Source organism: Bacillota bacterium (assembly GCA_023511835.1).
In the GTDB taxonomy this organism is placed as follows: domain Bacteria; phylum Bacillota; class Sulfobacillia; order JAIMAT01; family JAIMAT01; genus JAIMAT01.
This window is the reverse complement of sequence record JAIMAT010000072.1, coordinates 1-10,034: the sequence shown is the minus strand read 5'-3', so window position 1 is coordinate 10,034 and position 10,034 is coordinate 1. Positions and strand designations below refer to the sequence as shown.

Genomic DNA, 10,034 nt, shown 5'->3' with positions numbered 1-10,034 from the left:
ACGCAGACGATTCCCATCTCGCTCAGCTGCCGGTAGAGTCCGTAGCCGGTCGGTCCGGCCTCGTAGGCGACCATCAACTCTTCCGGCTGGCCGAGCTTCTGCACCAGCTTCCGCACCTCTTCAGGACGGTTGGCGATCGTGCCCCAGTACCGGGTGCCCTCGCGCCCCTCCTCCGCCACCGCCACCGCAAGGGTCTCCTTGGAGACGTCCAGACCGACGAACCGTGTGGTACCCTTCATCTTGGCCGGCTCCTTTCGTATGTGGCTCTGCGCCTGGGTTTCCTCGAGCGTAACCCACGAGCTGCGAACCAGGAGCCGGCCGCGTTCATCGTAACTAGCCCGGAGGGCCGGCCGCGCGCGGCCGGTGGCTCAAGGCCTGCGGCCGGCGCCCGATCCATCTCGGGGGTGCCGACGTGGCCAGCGACCTCTTCCGCCGCCTGCTCGACGAGCCGTACCGCCTTCGCCTCCTCTACCAGCCCATCGTCCGCCTCACCGACAAGCGCGTGGTCGGCCTGGAGACGCTGGTACGCGGGCCCGCCGGAAGCGAGCTGGAGAGCCCCGCGGCACTCTTCCGGGAGGCGCGCCTGCGCGGCCTGGCCGAGGAGCTGGACCGCGCCATCGTGGAGAAGGCGGTCCTGGAGGCCGCGCCGCAGCTGCGCGGACGGGGGGCCTTCCTGACCATCAACGTGGAACCGCGCACGCTCGTCCGCCGCCGCTCGCGCGAGGCCGTGGTGGGCGCGCTGCGCCGATGCCCCGGCCTGCCTGTGGTGCTGGAGATCACCGAGCGTTCGGCCGCCGGCGGCCTGGCCGAGGCGGTGCGCGCCCTCCGCGCCGAGGCGCCCGGGGTCCGCGTGGCGCTGGACGACCTGGGCGTGCAGGGCACCAACCTGAGCCGCCTGATCGACGTCCGTCCGGACGTGCTCAAGCTCGACCTGGTCATGGTCCGCGCCCTGGACCAGGACTGGGGGCGGCGCACGCTGGTGGCCAGCCTGGTCGCCTACGGCCAGGAGACCGGCACCTCGCTGGTGGCCGAGGGCATCGAGCGACCGGCCGAACTGCTGACCGTGCAGCAGCTGGGCGTCGACATGGCGCAGGGCTTCCTCCTGGCACGCCCGCTGCCGCTGGAGGAGGTGCTGCTGCTGGTCGACCCGCCCGAGGAACGGCCGCCGCTGGCGGGCGACGGGGAGAGCGGGGAGGGCGGCCTTCCCGCGGCGGAGACGGTGGCCGAGCTGAAAGCGCGCCTGGAGGGGGCCCTGCGCCGCCGGCTCGAGTCGGGTTCCCCGCTCCTCTGGCGCCTGGGGGAGGGCGAGCCGGGGCTGGGCGGCCGCCGCCTCGCGGAGGCGGTGGCGGAGAGCGTCCGCCTGGCTCTGACCCCCGGTCCCAGGAACCTGGAGGGGGAGTCGGGGGCGGCCGCGCAGACGTTTCCTGTCAGCCTCGCCCGGCTGGGCGCCGCCGACCTGGCCGAGTGGTCGGTGCGCCTGGCCCGGGCGGCGGAAGCCGCCGGCCTGCCCGGAGACCTGGGCGACCGGGTCGAGCGGGCCGCCATCCGCTGGGCGCGGCAGCGCGTCGAGCGCCTGGAGCTGGAGGCGCGGCGGGGCTCGCGGATCGACCCGCTGACCGGCCTGGAGAACCGGCTGGGCCTGGAGCTGCAGCTGGCGCGACTGCGGGCCCGGCTGGAGGTCGCCGGGCGGACATCCGGGCGCGGCGCGGGCGCCCGGCTCGGGCTTCTGGCCCTCCAGCTGCGAGCGCCGGACGACTTCGCCCTCGTCCACGGCTGGGAGGCGTGGGACGAGCTGCAGGTGACGGTGGGCGCGGTCCTGCGCCGCCTGGCAGCCCGCCGTCGCGGCGCGGCCGGCCTGTGGCGGGAAGCGATCTTTCTCCTGGCCGTGCCGGGCGCGGGGGCGGCGGCGCTCGAGCGGCTGCGCCGCGAGGCGCTCGGGGAGATCCGGCGGTCGCTCCTTGCCGCCCACCCGGAGTGGGTGCTGGAGGTGCGGACCGCCGCCGCCGCCTCGGAGGCGGCGCGGGAGGACGGCCGCCTGGTGGCCGCGGTGCTGGACGCCCTCCTGGTGGCGGAGGCCGAACGGATCGGGGCGGGTGCGCCTTCGGCGGCGGGGGCTCCGGCGGCGCCTGGCCCGGCCTCCGGCCTGGCGGCGGGCGGGCGGGGCCCGCTGCCGGAGCCCGGCGGGGACGGGTGCTCCTGAGGGCGCCCCGCCTCCGCCTCGCCCCGCTTCCCTGTCTGCCCTTCCGGCCGGCGGACCCAAGCGATGCTCCCACCCACGAATTTCTTAGTTGGTTCTCAGGATTCATTAGCTACCACGTCAGAGAGGCATGGGAGAGTCTTCGCAGGTCGGGAGAGCCGGATCTCCGCGCCACCGAACAGAAGCTGGCTGCGCGAGCTCGGACGGGAGGGGGATGCGCGTGGACCGATGCCAGCAGGCGACGCAAGGGGAGCCCGTCTGCCCGCGTTTCCGCCGTGCCGCCGTCCTTCTCGGGCGCCGCTGGACGGCCGAGATCATCGCCCGGCTGCTTGCCGGCCCGCACCGCTTCCGGGAGATCCGCCGCGGTGTGCCGGGGCTGAGCGACCGCCTCCTCTCGCAGCGGCTGAAGGAGCTGGAGGAAGAAGGCCTCGTCGTCCGCCACGTCGACGCCTCCACCCGGCCGGTCCAGGTGGCCTATGCGCTGACCGAGCGCGGGAGGGAGCTGGTGGGCGCCGTCGATGCGCTCCACCAGTGGGCGCACGAGTGGCTCTGAGGAGCCGCAGGCGCAGAAGGCCCCGCCTGGGGCGGGCGGGGCTTCCTGCGCCCGGAGGCGGACCGGACGGCCTCCGTCAGACGACGACGATCAGCCCGGCCATGGCCACCGGATAGGCGCTGGCGTCCTCGTGCGCCTTGGCCGAGTGCGTCTTGGCGTCCAGGTCGGCGTGGACGTTGCAGTAGTAGTAGTAGGTCCCCGGGCTGCTGAAGGTGTGCGTGACCGACTGCCCGCCCTGGACGGGCAGCATGAAGGAGTTGTCGGCCGCCACGACGGCATGGGCGTCGGTGTCGCCGTTGTGCCAGGTGACCTCTCCGCCCTGCTTCAGGACCACGATGTAGGGCTGGAAGAGGTCCTTGCCGGGGATCGTCACGGTGGCGCTCTGCTGGGCGGCCTGGCTCAGCTCGGGTCCCTGCACCACGATGAAGCCCTCCATGGCCACGGGGAAGACGCTGGAGTCCTTGTGCGCCTTGACCCGCTTGATGGAGGCGTCGTAGTCGGCGTGGACGTTGCAGTAGTAGTTGTAGACGCCCGCCTTGTCGAACTTGAAGGAAGCCGACTGGTTGGCGGGCAGCGTCAGCATGATGCTGGCGGGGGCGTCCGGTACGGAGACGACGGCGTGCGCGTCCGAGTCCTTGTTGCTCCATTGGACGGTATCGCCGGCGTTGGCGGTGACGATGAAGGGATCGAAGTAGTCCTCGCCGGGGACGGTGACAGTGATGGTCTTGGGCGCGCTGGTCGTACCGGCGTTACCGGCCGGCGTGCTCGTCTTGGCGGCCGTCTGACCGGGGTTGGCGGGTATGCTGCCGCAGGCGGCCAGCAGGGTGAGGGCGGGCACGGCCAGTCCCACCGTGGCCAGGAACTCGCGCCGGCTGACGGTCAGCCCCGGCCTCCAGAGGCGGGGCGAGAGGGCGCCGCCCAGCCGCGCGGCCACCCCCGGCCGGCCCTGTGCGCTCCTCGACGGAGCCATCGGCCACTCCCATCTCCTTTCGCGGAGGTTGCAGAAGTCGGCTGCCCGAGGAAGGCATGCAGACGACGACCATGGCAGAAGCGACCTGCAGCCGCATCATATTACTCGCTTAGGTAAGCGACAAGTTGTGAAACAAGTCACGTACGTCCCGTTCCGGGACGGAAGAAGGGGACTGTGAGTGCCCCGCTCAGCTCGGCTGAAGGAGGGTCTCGCCGGCCTCCGCCCGCTCCGCCAGCAGCTCGCGCACCACCTGCACGTCGTAAAAGGGCACGGCGCCGGTGGCGCCGACGATCTCGCGCTCGTGCCCCTTGCCGGCGACGAGGACCAGGTCGCCCGGTCTGGCCAGCTCCAGCGCGCGGCGGATGGCCTTGCGCCGGTCGAGCAGGATCTCGTAGGGCGGGTGGGCCGCCGCCTCCAGGAGGCCGCGCTCCACCTGGCGGGCGATGGCCTCGGGCTCCTCCTGGTGGGGGTTGTCCGAGGTGAGGATGACGTAGTCCGCCCGCTCCGCCGCGGCGCGGCCCATCAGCGGCCGCTTGCCGGGGTCCTTGCCGCCCTCGGCGCCGAAGACGAGGATGCGCCGCCCGCCGGGCGCGGGCGGCAGCTCCAGGAGCGCCTCCAGGGCGGCGGGATTGTGGGCGAAGTCGACCAGCACGCGGAAGGGCTGGCCCATCTCCACGCTCTCCACCCGGCCCTCGGGAGGCCGGGCGCGGGCGAGGGCGCGGACGACCGCCCCGGCGGGGAAGCCGGCCAGGAGGGCGGCCCCGGCCGCGGCCAGCGCGTTGGTCACGTTGAAGCGGCCGGGCAGGCCGAGCTCCACCTCCAGGCGGCCGGGGGCCGAGCCGTCCAGGCGGTGGCGCTCCAGCTCGCCCGGCGCCCGCCAGCGCAGGCGGAGGAGCGTCCGCCCCCAGCCCAGCTCGCGCACCTCCTCGACGCGCAGGTGGGCGCGGGGGGAGAAGCCGTAGAGGAGGAGCGGCGCCCGCACCCGGGCGGCGATCCAGGGCGTGCTGGGGTCGTCGGCGTTGAGGACGGCGCCGAGGGCGGGGGCGCCGTCGCGGCGGCCGGCCTCGGTGAAGAGGCGGAGCTTGGCGCGGCGGTAGCTGTCGAAGTCGCCGTGGAAGTCGAAGTGGTCGCGGCGGATCTGCGAGAGGATGGCGATGTCCACCGGCGTCCCCTCCAGGCGTCCCAGCGCGAGCCCGTGCGAGGAAGCCTCCAGGCTGACCCAGCGGTCGCCCGCCGCCTCCGCGGCCGCCAGCAGCTCCTGGAGGTCGGCGCTCTCGGGCGTGGTCAGCCCGGGGCCGCGCAGCCGGCGGCCGCCGGCCCAGGCGCCCAGCGTGCCGACCAGCGCCGCGGGCTGGCCGGCCTCGCGCGCGCAGGCGGCGAAGAGGTGGGCGATGGTGGTCTTGCCGTTGGTGCCGGTGACGGCGGCCACCCGCAGCCGCCTCCCGGGGTGGCCCCAGTAGGCGGCCGCCACCCGGCCCAGGGCGCGCCGCGCGTCGCGGACGAGCAGCTGGGGGAGCGGCAGGGGCAGGGGACGCTCCACCAGGAGCGCCGCCGCCCCCCGCCGCACCGCCTCGGGGGCGAAGTCGTGGCCGTCGGCGCGGAGGCCGGGCAGGCAGGCGAAGAGCTGCCCGGGCTCGACGGCGCGCGAGTCGAAGGCGACGCCGCGCACCGGCGTCAGCGGGTCGCCGCGCAGCTCGGCGCCCGCCGCCCCTGCCAGCTCCCCCAGCGGTACCAGGTGTCGCACGCCCACCGCTCCCTTGCCCGGACTCTGTCGCAAAGCTTACCCGCTTCCGGCGGCGCGCAAGCGGTCGCCGCCGGCGAGGGGTGATGGGGAAGAGCGGGTTACACTTCCTGGACGAAGGTGGTATCCTAAAGGTCAGGCAAGGTCAAGTAGCAGGAAGCGAAGGAGGGATGGCCGTCATGCCGGTCTGCGACCGTTGCGGTGCCGCGCGCCCGCTGGAGGTGCGCCCGCTGGCGCGCTGGGTGCCGCTGCGGGTACTGCGCCAGTTCGGGGCGCAGAACTACGCCGAGGCCGAGGTGGGCCTCTGCGGCTCCTGCTCGCGGGAGCTGCGCAACCTGCTGGCCGCCTGGCAGCAGTACAACGAGTTCGGCGGCGAGAGCCTCTTCGACATGCTCTTCGCCACCCTGCACATGGCGCTGGAGCCCACGCCGCTCCTCTACCAGCTGCGCTCGTTCCTGGCCGCGGTCGTCCGTTCGCTGGAGGAGCGCCGCCGCGGCGAGGCGGGGGAGGCGCGCGCCGCGGGCGAGGGCCGGGGCCCGGGCGACGGGCGCGCGGAGGAGCCGGGCGAGGGGGCCGGCGAGGGCGCGGCCGGCGGGCCCTGGGCGGGCGGGCTGCCCTTCGGCCAGGGCTTCATGTTCCTGGCGGGCCCCGGCGGTCCGGCGGCGGTCCCCCTGGGCCAGCGGAGGGCGCAGGCGCCCAGCGGCGTGGACGACCTGGTGGAGCTGGCCCGCCAGGGCAAGCTCGAGCCGGTGGTGGGCCGCCAGCGCGAGATGCGCCAGCTGGAGGACGTGCTCACCCGGCGGACCAAGAACAACGCCGTCCTCATCGGCGAGGCGGGCGTGGGCAAGACGGCCATCGTGGAGGGCCTGGCGCAGCGCATCGCCGCGGGGAGCGTCTCGGCCGCCCTGCGCGACCGCAAGATCCTGCGCCTGGACCTGGGCTCCATGCTGGCCGGGACCAAGTACCGCGGCGAGTTCGAAGAGCGCTTCAAGCGGGCCATGAACGCGGCCCAGAAGGAGCACGCCATCGTCTTCATCGACGAGCTCCACACCATCCTGGGGGCGGGGGCGGCCGAGGGCGCCATGGACGCCGCCAACATGCTCAAGCCGCTCCTCGCCCGGGGCGAGCTGCAGGTGATCGGGGCGACCACCGCCGACGAGTACCACCGTACCATCGAGAATGACGCCGCCCTCGACCGTCGCTTCAGCCCCATCTGGGTGCCCGAACCCAGCCTCGACGAGGCGGTGGAGATGCTGAAGGCCCTGCGCGAGCGGGAGATCGCCTACTACGGCGGACTGCCCGCGCCGGTCCACCTGGAGATCCCCGACGAGACGCTGGAGGCGGCGGTGCGCATGGCCGCGCAGTACGTGCCCGAGCGGCACCTGCCGGACAAGGCGGTCGACCTGCTCCAGGACGCCATCGCCCACCACGTGGTGGAGACCACCGCGGGCGGCGGGGGCTCGGGCGGACGGGCGCCGGGGGAGGAGATCGCCGAGCTGCAGCGCCAGATCGACGAGGCCGTGCGCGAGCAGGCCTTCGAACGCGCCGCGGAGCTGAAGCGGCGCCGGGACGCGCTGCGCCAGCAGAGCGGCCAGAGCCTGCGCATCACGCCGGAGGACATCGCCGAGGCGGTCTCGCGGCGGACCGGCATCCCGGTGGGACGCCTTTCGGCCGACGAGGCCGAGCAGCTGGCGAAGCTGGAGGAGATCCTGGGCCGGCGCGTCTTCGGACAGCCCGAGGCGGTGCAGGCGCTGGCCCGTGCCGTCCGCGCCGCCCGCTCCGGGCTGGGCAAGGAGAAGGGCGCCTACGCCTTCTTCTTTCTGGGACCCACCGGCGTGGGGAAGACGGAGATGGCCAAGGCGCTGGCCGAGGCGCTCTTCGGCACGGAGGAGGCGCTCGTCGCCTTCGACATGTCGGAGTACCAGGAGCCGCACACCATCTCGCGCCTCCTGGGAAGCCCGCCCGGCTACGTCGGCTACGGCGAGGAAGGCCGCCTGGTCAAGGCGCTGAAGGAGCACCCGTACTCGATCCTGCTCTTCGACGAGGCGGAGAAGGCGCATCCGGACATCTTCAACGCCTTCCTGCAGATGATGGCCGAAGGGCGGATCACCGGCGCCAACGGCCATACCGCCGACGCCTCGCACGCCTTCCTCATCTTCACCTCGAACGTGGGCAGCGAGGAGCTGGCGCGCGAGACCATCGGCTTCCGCGGCGACCGGGCGCAGGCGGAGTTGGACCGCCAGGAGCGGGCCATGCGGGCGCTCCGCCGCGCCTTCCGCCCCGAGTTCCTGGGGCGGCTGGACGCCATCGTGGTCTTCCACGACCTGGGGCCCGAAGAGTACCGGCGCGTGGCCGAGAAATTCGTCCGGCGGCTGGGCGAGCGGCTGGCGGAGCGCTACCCCGGCCTGCGCCTGGAGGTGACGCCGCGGGCCATCGATCGGCTGGTGGAGCTGGGCACGGCGCCGGAGACAGGCGCGCGGCAGATGGGCCGCGTCGTCGAGCGCGAGATCACCGACCAGCTGGTAGACGTGGAGCGCTGGCTTGCTTCGGGCGCCCTCCGGCCGCCCGCCACGCTGACGGTGGACGTGCCCGAGGCCGGGGAGAGCGCGCCGGAGGGGATGCACGTGGTCATCCGCGGTCCCGAGGGCGTCCTCGGCCGGGCCGCGGTGAGGGAGTGAGAGGCGGCGGATCAGCCGGCCGCGGGATGGCGGCGGAAGAGGAGCGCCGTATTCTGGCCGCCCAGGCCGAAAGCGTTGGCCAGGGCGGCCTCCACCTGCCGTTCCAGCGGCCGGCCGGCCACCACGCGGACATCGCAGGCGGGGTCGGGCTCCTCGTAGTTGGCGGTGGGCGGGATGAGCCCGCGGGCCACGGCGAGGACGGTGAAGACGGCCTCGACGGCGCCCGCCGCGCAGGCGGCGTGACCCATGGCCCCCTTGAACGAAGTGACCGGGAGCTCGGCGGCGCGCCTGCCGAAGACGGCGTGGATGGCGCGGCTCTCGGTGGCGTCGTTCAGCTGCGTCGAGGTGCCGTGCGCCTTGACGAAGCCCACCTCGGCGGGGTCGGCGCCCGCGTCGGCCAGCGCGCGGCGCATGGCCAACGCCTGCCCGTCGGCGTCGGGCGCGGTATCGTCGGCGGCGTCGAAGGACCATCCCGCCCCCGCCAGCTCGGCCAGGACCGGCGCCCCCCGCCGCAGCGCGTGCTCCTCGCTCTCCAGGAGGAGCATCCCCGCCCCCTCCGCCAGGACGAAGCCGTCGCGCCCGGCGTCGAAGGGGCGCGAGGCGCGCTCGGGCTCCTCGTTGCGGCGGCTGAGGGCGCCGAGCCGCGCCAGCGCGGCCAGCGCCAGCGGCGCCACGGTGGTGTCGGAGCCGCCGGCCAGCACCGCCTCGGTCTGGCCGAGGCGGATCAGGTTGAGCGCCTGGCCGATGGCGTCGGCGCCCGAGGCACAGGCCGAGTTGACGGTGGTGTTGGGCCCGCGCAGGCCGAGCTCCAGGCCGATGCGCGCGGCGGCCATGTGCGCGGCGATGCGCGGGACGAGGAAGGGGTCGACGGCGTGCGCCCCCCCTTCCTGGAGGCGGCGCTCCTGGGCGCCGGTCTCCCAGATCCCGCCGGAGGTGGCGACCACCACGCCGATCTCGTCGGAGCCGGGCTCGACGCCCGCCCAAGCCAGCGCCTGACGGGCCGCCGCCAGCGCCATCTGGGCGAAACGGCCCGAACGCCGTGCGGTCCGCCGGTCCATGTAGGCCAGCGGGTCGAAGCCCTTCACCTCGGCGGCGAAGCGGACCGGCAGCGCCGAGGCGTCGAAGGAGGCGATGGGGGCCGCTCCCGAGCGGCCGGCCAGAAGTGCCTCCCAGCTGGACTCCACGTCGAGGCCGAGGCTGGTGACGGCGCCGAGGCCCGTCACCACCACCCGCCGCAGGCCGTTCCGCGCACGGCCATCCGAGCCGGCCAACGTCGCCACCTCCCGCCGCAAGCCGCCGGGGCGGCCGGCGCCGCGGCGGGGCAGGTCCGAGCCCGCGCGGCGCCCGCCGGCGGCGGACGCATGCGCGGGGTTCGGCCGCGGGTGCCGGGGTACCTCCCTACCGGGGGGTAGAAGCGGCTCCGCCGGCGGAGAGCCGGCGAAGCATGTGCAGGAGCAGCTCGCGGTGCTTCAGCTCGTCCTGCCGGATGGACCAGAGGATGTCGGCGTCGGCGGCCCCGGGGACGGACCTTGCCAGCTCGCCGTACATGCGCGCCGCGCTCTCCTCGTCACGGATCGCCTCCTCCAGCCTGCGGGTCAGCGTCCCCTCGTCGCCTCGTCCCTCCCTGGACACGGCGCTCACCCCTCCCTTCGCGCCCGCCGAGCGGCGGCCGGCGGGCCTGCTTCGGCAGCCTATGAGGAGCAGCTCCGGCACGTCCCGGTCCGCGCCGGGCGGTCGAAGCTCCGCGAGAAGCCGCGCCGCGCGGCAGCGGGGGCCAGCGGGAGTCGACAGCCGGCGTGCCGCCCCGGGACGTAGAATCGGCGCCATCCGGGCGGCCGCCCGGGGCGGGGGAGGCGAGGGCCTTGCGACTGCGTTGGACAGGCTGGGCGGCGGCC

General features: G+C 74.7%; 8 protein-coding genes. 3 read left to right on the top strand and 5 right to left on the bottom strand.

Annotation, left to right across the window (positions count from 1 at the left end; translation table 11 throughout):
* Positions 1 to 239: IS110 family transposase (locus K6U79_09400; protein ID MCL6522568.1), on the bottom strand; the 239-nt coding region annotated here is incomplete at its 3' end.
* A gap of 173 nt (positions 240 to 412) precedes the next feature.
* On the opposite strand from K6U79_09400, the gene K6U79_09395 reads away from it, so the two are divergent.
* Positions 413 to 2,200 carry an EAL domain-containing protein gene (locus tag K6U79_09395; protein MCL6522567.1) on the top strand — a complete coding sequence of 596 codons (1,788 nt, stop codon included), beginning with the start codon at positions 413 to 415 and terminating at the stop codon, positions 2,198 to 2,200.
* A gap of 211 nt (positions 2,201 to 2,411) precedes the next feature.
* Positions 2,412 to 2,750: a helix-turn-helix transcriptional regulator gene (locus K6U79_09390; protein MCL6522566.1), complete on the top strand. Its 339-nt coding sequence runs from the start codon at positions 2,412 to 2,414 to the stop codon at positions 2,748 to 2,750.
* Positions 2,751 to 2,826: 76 nt separating this feature from the next.
* Here K6U79_09390 and K6U79_09385 read toward each other — a convergent pair whose 3' ends face one another.
* Positions 2,827 to 3,720 (bottom strand): cupredoxin domain-containing protein, encoded by an 894-nt coding sequence (locus tag K6U79_09385; GenBank protein MCL6522565.1) that lies wholly within the window; start codon positions 3,718 to 3,720, stop codon positions 2,827 to 2,829.
* Positions 3,721 to 3,907: 187 nt separating this feature from the next.
* On the bottom strand, positions 3,908 to 5,464 hold the full coding sequence (locus K6U79_09380; GenBank protein MCL6522564.1) for a UDP-N-acetylmuramoyl-L-alanyl-D-glutamate--2,6-diaminopimelate ligase: 1,557 nt from the start codon (positions 5,462 to 5,464) through the stop codon (positions 3,908 to 3,910).
* A 167-nt stretch (positions 5,465 to 5,631) separates the two neighbouring features.
* Between K6U79_09380 and K6U79_09375 the strand changes: the two genes are divergently transcribed.
* Positions 5,632 to 8,139, top strand: coding sequence for an ATP-dependent Clp protease ATP-binding subunit (locus K6U79_09375; GenBank protein ID MCL6522563.1), 2,508 nt, complete (start codon positions 5,632 to 5,634; stop codon positions 8,137 to 8,139).
* 11 nt (positions 8,140 to 8,150) lie between these two features.
* Here K6U79_09375 and K6U79_09370 read toward each other — a convergent pair whose 3' ends face one another.
* On the bottom strand, positions 8,151 to 9,377 hold the full coding sequence (locus tag K6U79_09370; GenBank protein MCL6522562.1) for a beta-ketoacyl-[acyl-carrier-protein] synthase family protein: 1,227 nt from the start codon (positions 9,375 to 9,377) through the stop codon (positions 8,151 to 8,153).
* Between the two features lie 160 nt (positions 9,378 to 9,537).
* Positions 9,538 to 9,780: a ferritin-like domain-containing protein gene (locus K6U79_09365; GenBank protein MCL6522561.1), complete on the bottom strand. Its 243-nt coding sequence runs from the start codon at positions 9,778 to 9,780 to the stop codon at positions 9,538 to 9,540.
* Positions 9,781 to 10,034 lie beyond the last annotated feature (254 nt).